We start from the raw sequence: 18,658 nt of genomic DNA, 5'->3' as shown, positions 1-18,658 counted from the left end.
GATCGAGGTCTGGTTTCATTCGGTCCTGCGGAGCACCGGGAACGGATCCGCTCCGTCAGCGCTTCTTCGATTTCTTGCCGTCGTCTTCGTACGCCTTCACGATCTCACGCACGAGCTTGTGACGCACGATATCGCGGCCAGTCAGTTCGACCGTCGTCACGTTCTCGATTCCGGTCAGCCGGTGGATCGCGTCTCCCAGCCCTGAGGGGGTATGAGGAGGCAGGTCGGTCTGGGTCGGATCGCCCGTCACCACGATCTTCGATCCTTCCCCCATCCGCGTCAGGAACATCATCATCTGCGTCGGAGTCGTGTTCTGAGCTTCGTCGAGAATGATGAACGTATTGTTCAGCGTCCGGCCCCGCATGAAGGCCAATGGCAGGATCTCCACGATGTCCGCCTCCACGTACCGCTTCACCTGCTCGAAATCGAGCATCTCCTGCATGGCGTCCAGCAGCGGCCTGAGGAACGGATTCACCTTCGCCAGCATATCGCCCGGCAGGAAGCCCAGACGCTCGCCCGCTTCGACCGCCGGCCGCACCAGGACGATCTTGCGGACGAGTTCTTTGCGCAGAGCGTTCACCGCCATCGCCACGGCGAGGTAGGTCTTGCCGCATCCCGCCGGACCGACACAGAACACCAGGTCGTTCTTGCGGATCGACTCGACGTACTCTTCCTGCCCTTTGGTTCGCGGCTGGACCCGCTTGGCCCGCTGCAAAAGGTCAATCGCCGACTGGGACGAAACTTCGCCCGTCACCCGGTTCAGCACGCGGGAGACGTCTTCCTCCCGGAGGAAACCGTGTTTGCGGATCACTGTCCGCAGGTCGTCGAGAATCTCTTTCCCTCGCTCCAGAGCTGGCTCGTCGCCGTCCATCACGAGGTCGTCCCCGCGCAGGACGATGCTGATCCCCAACGACTCGCGGATCCGGCGAAGAAAGGAATCCTGAGCACCAAAGAGGGCCCGTGCCTCTTCCGGCGTGGAAAGCGGAATGGAGAGTGTTGGCATCCAGCACGTGTCGCCCTGCGGCGACGTCCTCGACCCACCCTCCCCCCCCCCCGGGGGCGGATCGCCTGCCGTCAAACAACTTGAAGTTCATCGTGGGGAGCCCGGGAGTCGACCTAAGTCGCCTGGCTCCCGGCCCTCGTCCGCCTGGGGTGCTCGACTCGCCTGCTTTCGCAAGAGATGTCAAAGGCGGCACAGGTTCCCTGACGATTTCACTCAGGTATTCTACCGGAGCAGGTGGGGGATGAAACCGTGCCCCGGCAGAAATCGCCGGACCGACCTGTCGCGATCCGCCACAAGCGGTCTCGCGTCAGTCGGAATTGATGCGTAAACTGTGTTATCTCGCCATTTTCCACGAATCTCTCACCGGGAATCTGGCGGCGCGACACGACCACGTCGGCCCTGGCAACAGGACCGGCGGACGCGGCCAGGTGACAAACGCCAGGTCGTGTCTTGAATCGGAGGCCGCTCGCCACAACGCAAGCGGCTGGCAACGGATTGACCGACGAACTTTGATGCCTCCCCACGCAGGATCACGCGTGCCCCGGCAAGAGGTTTTGGCGATGGACCGAATGAGGCGGAAGATGTCTGGTTTGAGAACGTTCGCGGCCCTGCTCGCGCTCGTCGCCTGTGCCCCGTTTGCGGTAGCACAAAACGGCAGCCCGCTGGATCTCGACGGCGGACTCGGTCTCGGCCTGCCGGGGCTTGGCGACGAGAAAGCCGGCTTCTCCGTAAGCGCCACGCTCTCCGAGGATCCCGCCAAGGCCGGCGAAGCGATCCTGGCCGTCAAAATCACGACCGTTGGGAAATCGAACACCTACGGTGTCGATGAAACCTCCCCATACAAGACGAAGTTTGTCCTCAAGTCGCACGCCCGGCTCACGCCCACCGGCGACATCACTCCCGATCACGAGCCCAAGGTCTCGTTCGACAAGAACTTCAACAAGAAAGTCGGCAAATACACCGGCGAAGTCACCTTCAGTCAGCGGCTGAAGATCGACGCCCGCGCCTCCGGCGACTTCGAAGTCGCCGGCACGGTCAACTTCCTGTTCTGCGACGAAGACAACTGCTCCCCGAAAAAGGAGCCGTTGACCGCCTCCTTCAAGCGGACGCCCGAAACCGCGGCCGCCGATCCCGAACCCGTCGCCGTCGTCAAAATGCCGGAGGAACTCCCCCCTCCGGTCGAAGCCGTGGCCGCCGCCGGCTACAAGCCCGGCCCCCTCTCCTGCGAATATCAGATCGCCCCGAAGTTTCCGCGCTTTGACGGGCCGAACCCCGTCACGGCCACCTTCAAGCTTTGTCCGCCCGACGCCAAACCCGGCGAGCCGGTCACCCTCACGATCAGCCTCGCCCTCCGCGACAGCTGGCACACCTACTCAATTCGCGAAGGCGAAGGCTTTCCAACCGTCCTCGAACTCGACCAGGTCGAAGGCCTCGAGCCGGCCGGAGACTTCAAGGAATCCCCTGAGCCGGTCGTCAAACAGGTCGACGGCAAAGACTCCTTCAATTTCTACAACAAGGTCGAGTGGACGCGCGACTTCAAACGCGTCGGCGACAAGCCCGTCGGCCTGAGCGGGTCGTTCCGCATCCAGGTCTGCGAAGGGACGAAGCAGTGCCTCGCCCCGAAAAAACAGGTCTTCGCCTTTGGAACCGCACAGACCGCGAAGAACACCGAAGGCGCTCAGCGGCTCGGCATCGCCAGCCTCCCGAAGGGGCCGGCCGAGGTCGCGTCCGAAGCCCCCGTGGCCCCCGCCTTCGACCTCCAGGGAACCCAGTTCGACATCGCCGAAGAGTCTGACACCACGACGCTCTGGGGCGCCCTCGTGTTCGCCTTCATCGGCGGCCTGACGCTCAACATCATGCCCTGCGTCCTGCCGGTCCTCGCAATCAAGATTCTCAGCATCGTCCAGCAGGCCGGAGAAAGCCGCGGACGCATCCTGCTGATGAACATTGTCTACACCTTCGGCGTCATCTCGGTTTTCGCCCTGCTGGCGACTCTCGCCGCCTTTTTCAGCCTCGGCTGGGGACAGCAGTTCCAGAAGGAATGGTTCCGCGTCGCGACGGTCCTGATTGTGTTCGTCTGCGGGCTGAATCTGCTCGGCGTCTTCGAGATTCTCCTGCCGGGAATGCTCAGTCAGGCCGCCGGCGGCGGGGAACACCGCGAAGGCTATTTCGGCGCGTTCATGACGGGCATCTTCGCGACGCTGCTCGCGACCCCGTGCAGCACGGGCTATATGACCTACGCCCTCGCGTGGTCGGTCAAGCAGACGACGCCCGTGATCTACCTCGTCTGGTGCACGATGGGCCTGGGCATGGCCCTGCCTTACCTGGTCATCGGTGTCTGCCCGTGGTTGCTGAAGTATCTGCCCCGCCCCGGCATGTGGATGGTGCAGTTCAAGCAGGCCTCTGCGTTCGCCATGTTCGGCGCGGCCATCTGGTTCCTGATGGCGATCGACCAGCGCAACCTCCTCCCCGTCCTGACCGCCTGCGTCGGGCTCGGACTGGGCCTGTGGATGATCGGCGGCTTGTACGACCGCGAGTCGTCGCTGCGTCGCAAGTCAATCGTCCGCATGACGTCGTTCGTCGCGACGTTCCTGATCTGCACGATCGCCTATCGCATGCACACCGCCGCCACGGCCCCGCCACCGGACAGCGAGCTCCCCTGGATCGCGTTCAACCAGGAAAAGCTGATTGAGCTTCGGAAATCGGGCAAGCCCGTCCTGATCGACTTCACCGCCGACTGGTGCGCCATCTGCAAGCAGAACGAGCGGCTCGCGTTGAACACCATCAACACGGCCGAGTTCGTTCGCAACAACGGCATCACTACCATGGTCGCCGACTTCACCAATGAGAGCGACGAGATCCTCCGCTGGCTCGACCACTTCAAGTCGATCTCCGTCCCGCTCACGGTCGTCGTTCCGCCAGACCCGAACGCCAAGGTGATCCGCCTGGCCGGTGCGTTCTCCGAAGCCAAGCTCCTCTCGACTCTCGAGAAAGCCATGGCCCAGACCGCCCCCCCCGGCGACGGCACCATGATGGCCGAAACGGCCAGGAAGATGGTCATGAACGAGAAGCCGGCGAAGGAGTAACTCCAGCCGGAAAGTTGACGAATCAGCAACAGGGCACGGGCCAGCACAGGTCGGTGCCCTGTTTCATTGGACAAGGCCCGAGATCGACTTCCGCAGTTCGCCCTCGCTTTCAGTCTCGGGCATTCCTCTCTTATGATGGCTCCCACCTGGAATGGGAGCGGGCTGATGATCCTCCGGCTGTTGCTTCGGATGTCCCCTGCCGTGGTTGTCGTCATGACGACTTGCGGAGCCCTGCGGGCCGATGGCCTTCCCCCGGCGCCCCGAGCCCGTCTCGAACACTCCACGACCATCCTCGTGGTCGACGAAGAAGAAAAGCCGGTCCCCGGTGCGCTCGTCACGAGCGCCGACTTCCCTTCACCCGACTGGGCCATGCCCGTTACCACGGACGACAACGGCCTCGCAACGCTGGCATGGCCCCGTTATTCGCCTGGCGCCAGCGCCAGCATCCTCGTAGATCGCGCCGACTTCATCCTGCAGCCCGGCTTAGTCCCCATCGGCAGCAGTCCCCATCGAGTGACGCTGCGTCATCCCTCGTCCATCCGCCTGATGGCGCGCCTCCCCGGCGAAGAAGGCCGCGCCTGGGGGCTCACTCCCGACTTCGGCGACCTCAAGGGACTCCACTTCACGGAGGACGAAGGGCTCCTCGCGATCCATCGCCTCGACCTCGCTCCCCGCGGTCCCGACTATCTGATCCGGCTCGTTCACCTGTCCGAACAGGGATCGTGCTACTTCAGCGAAACGATCGACCTGCGCCAGATCGATCCCGGGAAAAGCCCGCCGACGTTCCCGCTCCAGAAGGGCCTCGAATTCAGAGGACGCCTGGGCGTCGACGTCCCACGGCCTGTTCAAGACGGAACGGTCTACGCCGTGGCCCGGCCCGCCTCAACACACCCGCGATTCGCCGACTGGACGCGGGTCGTCCCGGTCACTCCCGACGGCGAGTTCATCGTCGATTCCCTTCCGCCGAACAGCGGCCTCGAGCTCCTTGTCCTGTGCAAGGGATGGACTTCCGCCCCTCCGGCGGAAGCGGACGCCCGCGCCTTTGAGAAGTTGTTCCCGCGCCGGGAGCCGCCGCATGAAATGTCGGTCGCCGTCATGCGCAAATATGCATCGCCGCAGGCGGCCGCCGAAGTCGCCACGATTCCGATGGAACCCCGCGCAACGACGCGGATCAGGGTGACCGACTCCGAAGGCGCCCCCGTTGAAGGCGCGATCGTGAAAGCGATCCCGTTCGACCCGCTCCCGGGCGACGACGACGATTCCATCCGGCTCCTGGAGCTCAGACGAGCGGGAGCACCGACTCCCTCCCCCGATCGATTGCCCCAATGGCGCGAAACAACGACCGACTCGAGCGGCATCGCGCACTTCGATGACGGCCCGCCCGGCCTCGTCAAGGACGTGCCAACCCTCCTTCTGGCGCTGCAGGCCCACCACCCCGATTGGAAATCGGTCTCGATCCACGCCGCCCTGAAAGCCCCCTTCAACTGCACACTCCGGTTCCGCCAACCCGCCCTGCCCCCTGACCCCTGACCCCTGAATCCCTCCCCAGCAACAAAAAAAGGACGCCATCAACCCGATGGCGTCCTCTGTCTCCTCGTCGCTGTCGCGTCAGTCCGCTTAACGGATCGACGACGTCGGAACGACCCACACCTTGACGTCGGTGGTCACTTCCGGAGCGAACTGCAGCTTGATCGTGTACATGCCCAGCTCCTTGAGCGGGCCTTCCAGCTTCACGTGATCCGGCTCGACCGGGTAGTTCGCGGCCTTGAGGGCCTTCGCGATGTCCACCGCCACGATCGACCCGTACAGGTGGCCTTCCTCCGTGGCGTTGGCTTCCAGCGTCACGCTGTAATCCTTCACCTTGTCGGCCATCGCCTTCAGGTCTTTGAGCTTCTGAAGCTGCAGCGCGTCCTGCCGCTTCTTGTGCCGGGCAACCATCTCTTTGTTGGCTTCGGTCGCCACCGTCGCCAGGCCGTTCGGCAGCAGGTAGTTGCGGGCGTAACCACGCTTCACCCGCACGATCGCTCCCTGATCGCCCAGGCTCGGAATGTTTTCAGCGAGCATCAGCTCGACGCCTCCCTTGAGGTCGGCGGAACGGACGCGTTCTTTGCGTTTGAGAGGCATCGGACCAGTGAGTCTCTAAAAGTCAGCGTGAATGATCTTTGGGGCGTGAGTGATACCGAATTCGGCTCTCCAACGCCACGATGGTTCTATCCTGGCGGCCATCAACGTCCGGCCGCGATCCTGCTCGCCGTTAAAACGGCACGTCATCATTGGGGCCGCCCGAAGGCATGTCGTCGTAGAACGAATCCGCCGCCGACGTCTCCTGCTGCCGCGGAGGGGCCTGACGCTGTCCGCCGCCTCGGGGGGCTCCCCCCTGGGCACGACCACCGCCGCCGCCTCCACCACCCTGGCCTCCGCCTCCGTCGCCGCGGCTGCCGAGCATCTGCATCTGCTCGCCGACGACACGGAGCTTCGACCGCTTCTGTCCGGACTGCTTGTCTTCCCACGTGTCCAGCTGCAGACGACCTTCAATCAGGACCGGACGTCCCTTCGAAAGGTACTCGCCGGCCACTTCCGCCTGCCGGCCCCACAACGTCACGTCGACGAACGTCGTCTCTTCTTTACGCTCGTTCGACTTCTGATCGAACCACTGACGGCTGACGGCCATGCCAATCTCGGCGACCGCGGTTCCGCCTGTCGTGTACTTCACTTCCGGATCGCGAGTCAGGTTGCCGACCAGGATGACACGATTGAAGCTGGCCATACCCCGTACTCCCTCACATCCGGCTCGAACTCAACGAATCACGCCGCGGCGTTCGGTACCGCGGCGCGGGCATCCTGTCCTGATTGTTCCTTGATTCCGTCCGCAAACCGATCCCGCCCTCAAACCAGGACGGGCGACTTCGTCGCCTGCTCAGACCGCCGCGGGAGCGGGGGCTGCGGCCGGAGCCGGAGCTTCCGGGGCTCCGCCGGAAGCATGCTGCGCCAGCGAGTGCGACATCAGGTCGAACAGCTTGGGGCTGTGCGACAGCAGCATGTGGCGGATCACCAGTTCGCTCAGGTGGCACTGCCGCGTGAAGTCTTCCACCTTCGAGCCGTCCATCTTGAAGTACACAAGATAGTGCAGGCCCTTCTTGTTCCCGTCGATCGGGAAAGCCAGCTTGCCTTCCTGCCACGGGGCAGACGACACGATTTCCGCGTCGCAACGGCCGAGGAGATCGCGGATGGCGCCTTCCGTGCCCTGCGGATCAGTGGCAAACTTGCCGCTGTCGAGCACGAACATGCATTCGTACAACTTCTGAGCCAACGTACGTCTCCAAATCTCTCAGGTTCTGTGTTCTTGATCGTGACGCACCGGGCCGCCCCCTGCGAAACATCGTCGCAAAGGGCCAGGCCGTGCCAATCACGGAATCGCTGAAGCAGTTCGAAGCTGCCTCGCCCGCATTGTGCGAATCGGGCACTGTAGCGAATCCCGAGGGGAATGCAATCACGCAAGCCCTGTAAAAAGCGACCTCACTCCCTCTCCGCCGACCGACAATCCGCCCACCTCCAGACACCCCCGCTATCTCGGCTCCGGGACCGCGTTCGCAAACACCGGAGCCGATTGCCCCGGCGGCACTTGCGACGTGTAACGTCCCCGCAGGAACCCCGCATAAGACCGATCCCGCGCTCGCTGAATCTCCGATCGTTGCTCCTCGAACTCCAGCGGACGGAATCCCATCGACGGGCCCGCATCATTGTCCGGGAACGGATCCTGGATCTGGTTCGCCCGCCGCTCCACCTCCACACCCCGCGACGCCATGAACGGCAGACGCGTCGTCGACACGTTCATGCACCCCGGCGCAAGACACAAAGCCAATAGCAAAAAAGCTTTGCGTAAGTGGTGCATGGAATGGATCTCGAAAGGTGGCTCGCGACATGCGGCCTGCGGCCCGGGTCGTAGCAGTTTCTGCCGGTTCGACCAAGAGGAATCGACACCTGGAGGTTCGACGAACGCCGCCTCCCACGGCAGAATGACCCCGGCATGTCCGCCCGGCCGATTCGATTTGGACCGGCCCATCACTGCGGCAGTCGCACGACCACACTGGGGAACGGAGTCGATGGGCGTCATCATTGGAATGGACGAGGCCGGTCTCGGTCCAAACCTGGGCCCCTTTGTCGTCGCCGCCACCGTCTGGGAGTTCCCCGGCCGGTCGCGGAATGTCGACCTCTTTGAGTCGCTCAAGGACGCCGTCGCCCAGGAACCCTGCCCTCGCGGCCGCGTTCACATCGCCGATTCCAAGGCAATCTTCTCCCCTGCCCGCGGCCTGGCCGATCTGGAAACCAGCGCCCTCGCAATTCTGTCAGTGGCCAACCGCACGGAAAGCCGGTTTCCCGAGATTCTGGACGGCCTGTCCTTCGGACTCGAGGCGGATGACTGGATGGCCCGGGTTCCTCCCGTCGACCTCCCGGCCGAGTGCGATCGCGAAGTCGTTGCCAACAAGGCCGCCCGCCTGGCGGCCGCGATGGAACAAGGCTGGATCCGATGCAAGGGAGTCCACGTCGAGGCCGTGTTCCCCAAGGGCTTTAACAGCAGGATCACCTCCACCGACAACAAGGCCGCGGTCTGCTCACAAGTGAGCATGAATCTCCTTCGCAGAATCTGGGACCCGGAAACCACCCCGGCCTTCGTGATTGGCGACCGTCACGGCGGCCGCGCCCGCTACGACCAGTTGCTGACCGAGACCTTCGGCTGCTTCGTCTTCCGCACGTCCGAAACGCCCGAACTGAGCCGCTATCAGGTCGGCGATTCGGAGGTACGCTTCGAGTGTCGTGCAGAGAAGCACTTCGCCGTTGCCTGCGCATCGATCGTCGCCAAATACATGCGCGAGCTGTCGATGCGCATGTTCAATGCGTTCTGGCAGGAACACGTGCCGAATGTGCGTCCCACGCAGGGCTACCCGGTCGACGCGCGGCGGTTCGCGAAGGACGTCGCCGAAGCCCGAGCCGCCCTCGGCATCCCCGATGAAGCCTTCTGGCGAAGCCGTTGACTCAGTTTCTCTCCCCGCGACCTTGGGCCCGAACCTGAAACGGCTCCCTGGAAAGCAACCCACCCGACTCCATTCCACTTCCTTCGCCCGCGGTCTCTCCCATTCTGCCTCGGCACTCTGCTTTCTTCGCCATGACCCGTTGGCTTCCCGACCTGAATTCGTGACAATCCACCCGCCCTGAGTCTCAAGGTCGACAGGTCGATGGCGAATTACGTGGTGCGATTTGGACTTCTCCGCCAACTCGGAGAGTTCTCCGCAAAACAAGGAACGGAATACACGCGCGCCTCGAGCGTGATCGTGCGAACCGATCGTGGACTCGAATGGGGGGAGATCCTCTGCGAAGCCACCGAACGCACCCGGGAATACCTCGGCTCGACCGGCAACCCCGGACGCATCGTCCGCGAAGTCTCTCCCGACGATGAACGCCAGCGCGACGAAGCGCACCGCAGGGAACAGGGATTCTTCGCCAAGGCACGCGACGTCATCTCCGGACGCGGCCTCCCGATGCAGCTCGTCGATGTCGAACAGGTGCTCGGCGGCGAACGCGTCGTCTTCTACTACAACTCCGAAGCACGCATCGATTTCCGCGACCTCGTCAAACAGCTGGCCGCTGAGCTGAACACCCGCATCGAGATGCGCCAGATCGGCATCCGCGACGAGGCCAAGCTCCTCGCCGACTATGGCGACTGCGGCAAGCCCGTCTGCTGCAACACGCATCTCCGTGAAATGCCGCCCGTCTCGATGAAGATGGCCAAGTTGCAGAAGGCCTCTCTCGATCCCAACAAGATTTCCGGACGCTGCGGTCGACTGAAGTGCTGCCTCAGGTACGAATACGACGTCTACGAGGAACATCGGCAGGAACTCCCCGGCGTCGGAAAATGGGTCGTCACGAAAGCCGGCAAAGGGCGTGTCCTCGCGCTCGAAATCCTCGCCCGTAAAGTTCTCGTGAATTACGAAGACGACCGTCGCGTCCTGGTCGATGCGGTCGATATTCTGACCATCGTTGGGGGCGGCAAACCGGCCGCGGAGCCAGTCACTCCTGCAGACACCGCTGGAGGCCAGGCGGCCGAAAGTCCGAACTGAATCGCGGACGCCAGTGGGGTCAACGCCCCGTCGCCTGCCCCTTCTCCCTCGACAACTCGAGTCCCTCCCTCCAGCCGATCGGACTTCACACCCGTGGTCCGGCGGTCACTCCCTTGAACGCGGGATGACGGATCGTCATCCCGCCGTCCTCGTTAGGAATGAGCCCCTGATGTGTGCGATGCGATTTGATTCCCCTGGGAAATCCTGGAACCGCCGCTCCTTTCTGAAGACCGCCGCCGGCGGAATCATGGCCTGGCCCCTTCTCGGCTCGCAGGCCTCCGCGTTCGTCCGCTCGCAGCTCAGGCTCCCGTCCAATCCCTTCACCCTCGGCGTCGCCTCGGGCGATCCGTCCCCCGATGGATTCGTCCTCTGGACGCGACTCGCGCCGAACCCGCTCGAAGGGGGCGGCATGCCGGCCCAGAACGTCGAAGTGAAATGGGAAGTCGCCGACGACGAGGCGATGTCCAGACCCATCATCAAGGGAACGACGGTCGCCACACCGGATCTGGCCCATTCGGTCCACGTCGAGGTTCCCGGCCTCAAGCCCGATCGCTGGTACTTCTATCGCTTCACCGCCGCCGGCGAAGCCAGCCCCGTCGGACGCGCCCGCACCGCCCCCGCCAGGGGAACCACGCCTGAAAAACTTAAGTTCGCCTTCGCCTCCTGCCAGCACTGGGAAAGCGGCCTCTACACGGCTTACCAGCACATGGCGAAGGAAGGCCTCGATCTGGTCGCTCACCTCGGCGACTACATCTACGAAGGCGGACCGACGACCAAAGGCGTGCGACGGCATTCCGACATCGAGTCCGGCGCCAAGCTGCTGACTCTGCTCGACTTCCGCAACCGTCACGCCCAGTACAAGACGGACGAACATCTTCAGGCCGCCCATGCGATGTGCCCCTGGCTCGTCACCTGGGATGACCATGAGGTGATGAACAACTACGCCACACTGATTTCGGAGAACCCGAAAGAGACGGTTGAGGAGTTCGCCAGCAAGCGGGCCGCGGCCTACCGCGCCTATTACGAACACATGCCGCTCCGGTCGTCTGCGATCCCGAAAGGACCGGACATGCAGCTCTATCGTTCCGTGTCCTTCGGCGGGCTGGCGGAGTTCGCAGTCCTCGATACGCGCCAGTACCGTTCTGATCAGCCGTGCGGCGACGGCAACAAACCGCCCTGCCCCGAAGTGTTCGATGAGAAGCGGACCATCCTCGGCGACACGCAGGAGAAGTGGCTCTACGACACGCTGACGAAGTCCGGCGCCAAATGGAACATCCTCGCCCAGCAGGTGATGGTCGGCCGGCTCGACCGCACGGTCGGCGAAGAAGTCACCTACCCGCTCGATCAGTGGCCCGGCTACGAAGCCAGCCGGCAGCGCCTCCTCAAACACTTCAAAGCCAATCCCGATCTCAATCCGGTTGTCCTGACAGGCGACATCCACGCGAACTTCGTGCACGACCTCGTCATCGATGACCGGGCCACGGGACAGCCGGTCGTCGGAACCGAGTTCGTGGGCACTTCGATCTCGTCCAGCGGCGACGGTGTCGAGAAACGGAAAGGCCACGATGAAATCATGTCGGAGAACCCGTGCATGAAATTCATGAACGGCGAGCGGGGCTACGTCTCCTGCGAAGTCACTCCCAGCACCTGGACCTCGAAGTACCAGGTCGTGCCCGTCGTCTCAAAACCCGGCGGCGAACTCGTGACCCGGAAGACCTACGTCGTCGAGAACGGCCGCCCCGGCGCCCAGGAAGCCTGAGAATGGAACGCCGGCGCCCCGGCTGCTCCAAAGCAGCCGGGGCGCTTCGTGATTGGCCCCGCCTACCCCGGATGCACCGACGTCCTCGTCGAATCCGCCGCCGCATACACCTGCCCGAACCGGTTCGCCAGGAACTCGCCCAGGTGGATGTCTTCCTGCCGCACGAATCCGGACGCCGGCGTCTTCCCGTGCTTCCACAGGTCCACGACGGCACAGAGCGCCGAAGCCGTCGAGATCTGGATCGCGCTCCACACCTCGCCCTCGATCACGGAAGGGTAGAGCTTCAGCGCCTTCGACTTCTTCACATGCGCGCCGTTCCTCAGTCCCGTCACATTGCAGAACACGATCACCACATCCTGGTACGTGATCGGCACTGCAAACTCCAGGATCTGCCGCAGCATCTCCCGCCGCTCGCGAAGTCGCAGATCCTCCAGCAGGAACTTCATCAGGTTCCGATGACCCGGATAGCGAATCGTCTTGTAAGTCAGCTCGCGCAGCCCGGCCGATTCAAACTTTTCACAGAGCGTCCCCAGCCCGCCCGAGGTGTTGAATGCTTCATAGCTCACGCCGTCGAGTGAGAATTCTTCGAGCCCTTCCAGCGGCAGCAGCTCGATCCGCTTGCCGTCCAGGATCGCTTCGCACGGATTGCAGTACTCGTTGATGAGGCCATCGGTCGACCATGTCAGGTCGTACTTCAGCGCGTGCGTTGGAAACTCCGGCAACGCTCCCACCCGCATCTGGATCGAATGGGGCTCGTCGAACCAGCCCGCCAGATCGTTCGCCGCGATCGAAATGAATCCCGGCGCCAGCCCGCACTGCGGAACGAACACCTGGCCCGGCCGCGCCCCCGACGCCAGACCCCGCACGACCCGGGTCGTCTCCACATCCTCCGTCAGGTCGAACTAGCTCACCCCGCGCTCCAGCGCCGCCCGAGCCACGCCAGGATTCTGCCGGTAGGAAAGCGCCGAGATCACGGCCCCGGCCCCATCCATCGCCTCCATGAGCGCCTGCGGATCATCCGCATCCACCACCATCGTTTCCGCATCCAGCTGCTGTTCCACGCGAGTCAGCGCGGCCGCCGAGGCGTCCCCCACGCGCACCCGGTAGTCCCCGCTGCGAATCAGCAGCGTCCCGATCATCCGACCGATTTTGCCCGCTCCCAGCAGCAAGACGTCAGTCATGGACGCCCCCTTCGACCCTGTTCCAGTCACCCAAACCCAGAACCTGTACGTCAGTGCAGATTCCCCGACACAACGCAGATTCACCGCAAACCGCAAACCCTCAGCAGCTTACGCCGCCAACACGCCGCCTGCCCTCTCCTGTCAGTGTACACGTCATCCAGAACGTCAAACACCGCAGCCTCTCGCAGCCCCCTCGGCACATGCCCGTAACTGCTGAAGCCAAAATGGCTTACATCAGACACTTTCTGAAAACTCCCGAAGAGGCGTGCGCTGTCGGGCGGACTGTCTGCTCTAACTCACGGCAGCCTCGCCACTTGCAACGTACACCTTGCCGGGAGTGGAACGGGGCGAAAGGATGGGAGCGGCTCGAGGGGCATCCCCGAGAGCCGTTCACATGAGGACCATGGAGTCGTGCACGGAATGCACCAGGCCAATCCCCTGTTCAGTTCGTGCTGCGATGTCGAGGAACAATCCCTCTCGAAAATCGACCGTCAGTCGGTCGGCCGTCCGTTCGGCTCGCCAGCGCGGGCCAATGGTCGCCGCACGGCCGGCGTTCGGTTCCCGCAAGTCCGATCAGCCGTCAAAGCTCCCCTTCGACGCCCCTGAACGCTGGCACGATCCGACCGACCGCCGGTCGCCCCGGATCATCGTCGCCCCTCCCGGCGCCAGCTTCCTGCACGCCGTCACTCCGTCGGAAATCCGCGAGCGCCTGGCCCAGCTCCCCGGAAGGTATCAGGGCTACGTCGACGTCGTTCAGCTCAGCCCAATGACGCGGAAGCGGCAGCTGTTCCCTGTCTACGGGCTGCAGTGGGGAACTTCGGTTTACCTCTACCCCATCGAGTCGTCGCTGGTCGAAACGTTCATCCAGCCACCCCGCCCGCAGCAGCGGATCGAAGCCGAGATGTTTGGAGGCGTCTGGTCCCAGCGGCGAGACCTCTGGACTCTCACCTGGACCATCGATTCGCTCCGCGATTTCTATCTCAACAACATCCTCATCCATGAAGTCGGCCACGCCATCGATCAGCGCAACACGCGCCACGTCGACCGCGAACGCTTCGCCAACTGGTTCGCCATCGAGTACGGCTACCGCTGGTCGCGCGGCCGGCATTGAACAGCTTCCGTCCGCGCGCGACGGTAAACTGTCCTGACAAACTGGGTGCTCCGCGCGCAACGTGAGACGCCACGGACGAATCTGAAATCGTCCTTATGGCATCTCTCTTGCCTTCTAGTTGAGCGCTGGCCGGCCGAGTTCTGTCGTCGGGCTTTTCCTCGCTCTTCAAGATTGCACCACATGTCCCCTGCCGCTGTCTCTCCGCGCCTTCGAACCGGCTTCACGCTCATCGAACTGCTGGTCGTCATCGCGATCATCGCCATCCTGATCGCCCTCCTCCTCCCGGCCGTCCAGCAGGCCCGCGAGGCCGCCCGCCGGACACAGTGCAAAAATCACCTCAAGCAACTCGGCCTGGCGCTGCATAACTACGAATCGTCCTACTCCGTCTTCCCCCCGAGCGCCACGATCGGGTCGAACGGAGCCACGATCAACACCAACTCCTCCTGGGGCGTCCACGGACGCATCATGCCCTACCTCGAGCAGGGCAACGTCTACAACAACGTCGACCTCTCGATCGCCTGGGATGAGCAGGCCGTCCTGTCCGGGCTCAAGATCCCCGTCTTCGCCTGCCCCAGCGATCCCGGTTCCGACAAGGCACGCGACGTCAGCCCCAAGGCCGCGTCACCGCTCTACCCCACGACCTACGGCTTCAGCTTCGGAACCTGGCTCGTCTGGGATCCCGCGACCCGCCGCGCCGGCGACGGAGCCTTCGGCCCCAATACCCGCCACACCTTCCGCGATTTCGTCGACGGCACGAGCAACACGCTGCTCGCCTCCGAGGTCCGCGCCCAGCAGCACTACGGCCGCAACACTCCGCCGAACGGTGGAAACGCAGTTCCGCCCGCCAACCTCGCCGATGTCATCGCGAAGATTCCCGGCGGAATGACCTGGTGTCGCCCCAATGGCCACACGGAATGGCCCGATGGACGCGTCCATCATGAAGGCTTCACGACGACCGCCGGCCCCAACGCGAAGGTTCCCCTGAGCTATGCCATCGATCAGTGCGCCCTGAACGTCAGCGTCGACTTCACCTCCCAGCAGGAAGCGACCAGCACCACCGCCGCCACCTACGCCATCATCGCCTCCCGCAGCTGGCACACGGGGGTCGTAAACTCCGCGCTTGTCGATGGCAGCGTGCGAACCATCAACGAGAACATCGATCTCGCCCTCTGGCGGGCCCTCGGAACTCGGGCCGGCGGCGAAGTCACTGGCGAGTTCTGAACCGCGGTGCCCATGAACCCGGCTCGCTTCCAGGCCGCCGTGCACACTCGAGTCCACAAGTTGAGGAAGCGACCTCGACAGCACCCCTGAGTGAGCGGCAAGGCGATAGCTGCTCAGTGGCGCTGATTCTCCCTCGCCCCCGCGAACGACGTCTACCTCTTCACCGACTCACCTGCGGGGGAGAGGGCCGGGGTGCGGAAGAAAAACACATGCAGCAAGTGAGCGAACCGCACAGGCAGCCGGTCAACCGTTGCCAGCGCCTGCGACCGATCGCACGACCACGAATCCGTCGTGTGCACATGGGCCTTGAGTCGTAGAACAGCACCAGCCGACAGTCCGAATAGCCCCGCAAGGGGCGGCACAGCATAGCCGTGAGCGCCAGCTCACGGTCCCGCCGCGACAAAGAGATTCAGCCCCAACGGGGCGACACCGCACTTGCTCGCGAGCCAGCACGATCAGAACGCACCCGCGAACAATCCCCCCTCACCTCTTCCCCTTCAAGTCATGCGACGGCCAGAGGGACAACAGCAGTTCATTCCGACGATCGCGCCAGATCATCATTCCGATTCCGTGCCCGACGCAGTGCGATCCGGCGACAAGCGATCCGCTCAGAGTCGAGCCGAGAGTCAATCCGATGAAAAACGTCATGTCGTCCACGGAAGGCGCGATTTCAGCCGACTTCCAGCCCCGGTGAAACCATAAGCCGACGACGACGGCGCCGGTAACCACGAGCAGCCCCGTTCCGACGAGGAACGCGGCAATCGTACGTCGATTCCGCTCGAAACGTCGCACTCCCTCAACCACATCCGCGTCGCTGACCCTTCTCGTCCATCTCATCTCTGGCCGACCCCTTGGCGCCCACCGAGCTTCGAAGACGGCAGGCCTCTTTCCGAAACGTCATGAAGGATGCATGTCTCATCGGACCTCGCACCATCCTGAGACGTGCTGCAGACCGCGTCGGATCAATCCGCTCCCAATGACGAACACGGGTGCGCATGTCGAGAACGATGCCAAACGGAAACCCTCAAGCCACGACCTCCGCGTCGTTTCAGCCCCAACCAACGATCACCCAACCACTTAAGACTTTCCGCGCAACGTCCCCCGATGGATAGAGGAACACACTCCACCACAGCCAGGGCCGATCATGCATCCAGCAACGCATTCTGCCGCCCACCCGAGGCCCGTCCAGAGGGCCGGATCACGTCGCCAAAAATCGCCCGGGCAGAAAGAGGAAGATCCACGGCCCCCGATTCACAGCCCCCTCCTTGCTCCCCACATCAGATTTCCAGCGGTCACCAGTCGCGAACGACTGACAGCACCACATCTTCCGCCGCGCGAACAAAAATACAGCGTAACAGCGGATGTCCGACCGACTGAGCGAATCATGCAAGCAAAAGGACCGAGGTGTGCGCGACCACCCACACAAGCGCCCTCCTCGGTCGCCCTTGCCCAATCGCACACGCGTCCAGCCTGTGACGAAACCTAAGCCAGGCTCCGCCCCGTGATCTTCGTATACGCCTCGCCCTCATTCAGCGTCGGCCTCTCCGGCCGCCCGTTGTACTTGTAGATCAGCCGCATGTGGTCCAGCCCCAGCAGGTACAGCACCGTCGCATGCAGGTCGTGCACATGCAGCCGATCCTCGATGGCGTGGAAGCCCAGATCGTCCGTCGTGCCAATCACCTGGCCCCCCTTCACGCCCCCCCCCGCCATCCACATCGTGAAGCCGGTCGGATTGTGATCGCGGCCGTCCCCCTTCTCCGACATCGGAGTTCGCCCGAACTCACCTCCCCAGATCACCAGCGTCTCATCCAGCAGCCCGCGACGCTTCAGGTCTGTCAGCAGGCCCGCAACCGGCTTGTCGCTCTCGGCGAATCGCGCCGTATGGTTCTTCTCAATGCCCGAGTGCGCGTCCCACTTGCTGCCCGAGCCATGGTAAAGCTGGACGAAGCGAACGCCCCGTTCTACAAGCCTTCGCGCCAGAAGGCAGTTGCGGCCGAACGCCTCAGTCGTCTTGTTGTCGAGGCCGTAAAGCGCCTGGGTCTCCGGAGTCTCCTCTTCAATCGCCACGGTCTCCGGCGCGTGGGCCTGCATCCGGAACGCCAGTTCGTACGCCTTGATCCGCGCATCCAGCTCCGTCTGGAACGGACGCTCGATCGCGTGGTCGCGGTTCATCTGTTCCAGCAGCCTCAGCTTCGCGAGTTGCCGTTCGTCTTCGACCCCCTTCGGGCTGTTCAGCCAGCGGATCGGTTCTTCGCCCGGCTCCAGCTTCGTCCCCTGGTAGGCCGCCGGCATGAAGCCGGCCCCCCAGTTCCGGGGACCGTTGATCACCGAGGTCGCGGAATCCGTGAGGACCACAAACCCCGGCAGGTTCTCGTTCTCCGTCCCCAGCCCGTAGCTCACCCACGAGCCCAGCGAAGGCCGGCCCGCGAGCGGCGTGCCGGTGTTCATCTGGCACACGCCCCCCGAATGGTTGATCGCGTTCGTCCAGCACGAACGGATCACCGCGATATCGTCGACGCACTGGGCCGTGTGCGGCAGCCAGTCGGAAACCCACGTTCCCGATTCGCCGTACTGCTTCCACGTCCGCTTCGAACCGAGCAGCGGCGAATCCATTTCGCCCATCGCCGTGATGACGCGCTTGTAACCTGATGGAATCTGCTGGCCCGCGAGTTGATTCAGCTTCGGCTTGGGGTCGAAGCTGTCCATCTGGCTCGGGCCCCCTTCCATGAACAGGAAGATCACCCGTTTGGCGGTCGCCGGAAAATGCCCCTTGAACGTCGGCGGCTGGTGGAGCGCCTTCAGGTCGATCGACGGCGCCGCCGCCAGCAGCGGGTTGTCGCGGAGCATGGCCGAAAGGACGAGCGCGCCGAACCCTCCGCCCCCTCGAATCAGGGCGTCCCGGCGGGTGGCAACGGGGTCTTCAAAGAACGGCCGGCCGAACGTCATCTTCGATGCTCCGCAGCTGGAATCGTCGACATCCCGTCGCGCAAAGTCTCCTGCCCCTGTATGATATTCGGTCAATCGGCCAAATCACACGGGGCGGGCAGGCAATTGCCTCTCCCCAAGCCATTTCCCGGAAGAACACAAGAAGAACACGATGGGTGGAAAAGGTCAGGGAGTCCGAAAACCCGCTTCAACCTTGCCGCACCTCAGGAAAAAGCAGCAGGCCCACGCAACGGCC

General features: G+C 63.5%; 14 protein-coding genes and 1 pseudogene. 7 read left to right on the top strand and 8 right to left on the bottom strand.

All coding sequences use genetic code 11. From position 1 onward, the window contains the following. Nucleotides 1-55: 55 nt before the first annotated feature. Entirely contained in the window at nt 56-1,003 is a 948-nt protein-coding gene (locus Pan44_RS12645) for a PhoH family protein (RefSeq protein WP_145030404.1), read from the bottom strand. 581 nt (nt 1,004-1,584) lie between these two features. On the opposite strand from Pan44_RS12645, the gene Pan44_RS12640 reads away from it, so the two are divergent. After that, the gene (locus tag Pan44_RS12640; RefSeq protein ID WP_197454050.1) at nt 1,585-4,089 is read left to right on the top strand and encodes a protein-disulfide reductase DsbD family protein; all 2,505 of its coding nucleotides are present in this window, start codon (nt 1,585-1,587) and stop codon (nt 4,087-4,089) included. Nucleotides 4,090-4,221: 132 nt separating this feature from the next. Next, complete coding sequence (locus Pan44_RS12635; protein WP_145030402.1) at nt 4,222-5,619, top strand: DUF4198 domain-containing protein; 1,398 nt, start codon at nt 4,222-4,224, stop codon at nt 5,617-5,619. 87 nt (nt 5,620-5,706) lie between these two features. On the opposite strand, the gene rplI is transcribed toward Pan44_RS12635, so the two are convergent. The 4 genes from rplI to Pan44_RS12615 form a co-directional block, all read right to left on the bottom strand. Beyond that, nucleotides 5,707-6,213 carry a 50S ribosomal protein L9 gene (gene rplI / locus Pan44_RS12630; RefSeq protein ID WP_145030401.1) on the bottom strand — a complete coding sequence of 169 codons (507 nt, stop codon included), beginning with the start codon at nt 6,211-6,213 and terminating at the stop codon, nt 5,707-5,709. Nucleotides 6,214-6,343: 130 nt separating this feature from the next. Beyond that, the gene (locus tag Pan44_RS12625; RefSeq protein ID WP_145030400.1) at nt 6,344-6,856 is read right to left on the bottom strand and encodes a single-stranded DNA-binding protein; all 513 of its coding nucleotides are present in this window, start codon (nt 6,854-6,856) and stop codon (nt 6,344-6,346) included. A gap of 150 nt (nt 6,857-7,006) precedes the next feature. Beyond that, the gene (rpsF, locus tag Pan44_RS12620; protein ID WP_145030399.1) at nt 7,007-7,399 is read right to left on the bottom strand and encodes a 30S ribosomal protein S6; all 393 of its coding nucleotides are present in this window, start codon (nt 7,397-7,399) and stop codon (nt 7,007-7,009) included. Nucleotides 7,400-7,654: 255 nt separating this feature from the next. Continuing rightward, on the bottom strand, nt 7,655-7,918 hold the full coding sequence (locus Pan44_RS12615) for a hypothetical protein (RefSeq protein WP_145030398.1): 264 nt from the start codon (nt 7,916-7,918) through the stop codon (nt 7,655-7,657). Between the two features lie 274 nt (nt 7,919-8,192). Here Pan44_RS12615 and Pan44_RS12610 point away from each other — a divergent pair, with 274 nt between their 5' ends. The 3 genes from Pan44_RS12610 to Pan44_RS12600 all read left to right on the top strand — a co-directional run bounded on the left by Pan44_RS12610 (nt 8,193) and on the right by Pan44_RS12600 (nt 11,964). Beyond that, nucleotides 8,193-9,122 (top strand): ribonuclease H family protein, encoded by a 930-nt coding sequence (locus Pan44_RS12610; protein WP_145030397.1) that lies wholly within the window; start codon nt 8,193-8,195, stop codon nt 9,120-9,122. A 201-nt stretch (nt 9,123-9,323) separates the two neighbouring features. Further along, nucleotides 9,324-10,205, top strand: a complete 882-nt coding sequence (locus Pan44_RS12605; RefSeq protein ID WP_145030396.1) for a PSP1 domain-containing protein — start codon at nt 9,324-9,326, stop codon at nt 10,203-10,205. A gap of 247 nt (nt 10,206-10,452) precedes the next feature. Then, nucleotides 10,453-11,964, top strand: a complete 1,512-nt coding sequence (locus Pan44_RS12600; RefSeq protein WP_231754312.1) for an alkaline phosphatase D family protein — start codon at nt 10,453-10,455, stop codon at nt 11,962-11,964. 62 nt (nt 11,965-12,026) lie between these two features. Here Pan44_RS12600 and Pan44_RS12595 read toward each other — a convergent pair. Then, nucleotides 12,027-13,145 (bottom strand): annotated as a pseudogene (locus tag Pan44_RS12595) (saccharopine dehydrogenase family protein). A 457-nt stretch (nt 13,146-13,602) separates the two neighbouring features. Between Pan44_RS12595 and Pan44_RS12590 the strand changes: the two are divergent. Both Pan44_RS12590 and Pan44_RS12585 read left to right on the top strand, forming a co-directional pair. Beyond that, nucleotides 13,603-14,256 (top strand): hypothetical protein, encoded by a 654-nt coding sequence (locus tag Pan44_RS12590; RefSeq protein ID WP_145030394.1) that lies wholly within the window; start codon nt 13,603-13,605, stop codon nt 14,254-14,256. Between the two features lie 180 nt (nt 14,257-14,436). Next, the gene (locus Pan44_RS12585; RefSeq protein ID WP_145030393.1) at nt 14,437-15,477 is read left to right on the top strand and encodes a DUF1559 domain-containing protein; all 1,041 of its coding nucleotides are present in this window, start codon (nt 14,437-14,439) and stop codon (nt 15,475-15,477) included. 483 nt (nt 15,478-15,960) lie between these two features. On the opposite strand, the gene Pan44_RS12580 is transcribed toward Pan44_RS12585, so the two are convergent. Then, nucleotides 15,961-16,314 (bottom strand): hypothetical protein, encoded by a 354-nt coding sequence (locus Pan44_RS12580; RefSeq protein ID WP_197454048.1) that lies wholly within the window; start codon nt 16,312-16,314, stop codon nt 15,961-15,963. Nucleotides 16,315-16,959: 645 nt separating this feature from the next. Further along, entirely contained in the window at nt 16,960-18,423 is a 1,464-nt protein-coding gene (locus tag Pan44_RS12575; RefSeq protein ID WP_145030391.1) for a DUF1501 domain-containing protein, read from the bottom strand. Nucleotides 18,424-18,658: the final 235 nt, after the last annotated feature.

This window comes from Caulifigura coniformis, assembly GCF_007745175.1.
In the GTDB taxonomy this organism is placed as follows: domain Bacteria; phylum Planctomycetota; class Planctomycetia; order Planctomycetales; family Planctomycetaceae; genus Caulifigura; species Caulifigura coniformis.
This window is presented reverse-complemented; position numbering and strand designations above follow the sequence as displayed.

Coding starts and splice junctions, on each gene's coding strand:
- Pan44_RS12645 (WP_145030404.1), bottom strand. CDS start 1,003: ATGCCAACACTCTCCATTCCGCTTTCCACGCCGGAAGAGGCACGGGCC.
- Pan44_RS12640 (WP_197454050.1), top strand. CDS start 1,585: ATGTCTGGTTTGAGAACGTTCGCGGCCCTGCTCGCGCTCGTCGCCTGT.
- Pan44_RS12635 (WP_145030402.1), top strand. CDS start 4,222: ATGATGGCTCCCACCTGGAATGGGAGCGGGCTGATGATCCTCCGGCTG.
- rplI (WP_145030401.1), bottom strand. CDS start 6,213: ATGCCTCTCAAACGCAAAGAACGCGTCCGTTCCGCCGACCTCAAGGGA.
- Pan44_RS12625 (WP_145030400.1), bottom strand. CDS start 6,856: ATGGCCAGCTTCAATCGTGTCATCCTGGTCGGCAACCTGACTCGCGAT.
- Pan44_RS12610 (WP_145030397.1), top strand. CDS start 8,193: ATGGGCGTCATCATTGGAATGGACGAGGCCGGTCTCGGTCCAAACCTG.
- Pan44_RS12605 (WP_145030396.1), top strand. CDS start 9,324: ATGGCGAATTACGTGGTGCGATTTGGACTTCTCCGCCAACTCGGAGAG.
- Pan44_RS12600 (WP_231754312.1), top strand. CDS start 10,453: ATGGCCTGGCCCCTTCTCGGCTCGCAGGCCTCCGCGTTCGTCCGCTCG.
- Pan44_RS12590 (WP_145030394.1), top strand. CDS start 13,603: ATGTCGAGGAACAATCCCTCTCGAAAATCGACCGTCAGTCGGTCGGCC.
- Pan44_RS12585 (WP_145030393.1), top strand. CDS start 14,437: ATGTCCCCTGCCGCTGTCTCTCCGCGCCTTCGAACCGGCTTCACGCTC.
- Pan44_RS12580 (WP_197454048.1), bottom strand. CDS start 16,314: ATGAGATGGACGAGAAGGGTCAGCGACGCGGATGTGGTTGAGGGAGTG.
- Pan44_RS12575 (WP_145030391.1), bottom strand. CDS start 18,423: ATGACGTTCGGCCGGCCGTTCTTTGAAGACCCCGTTGCCACCCGCCGG.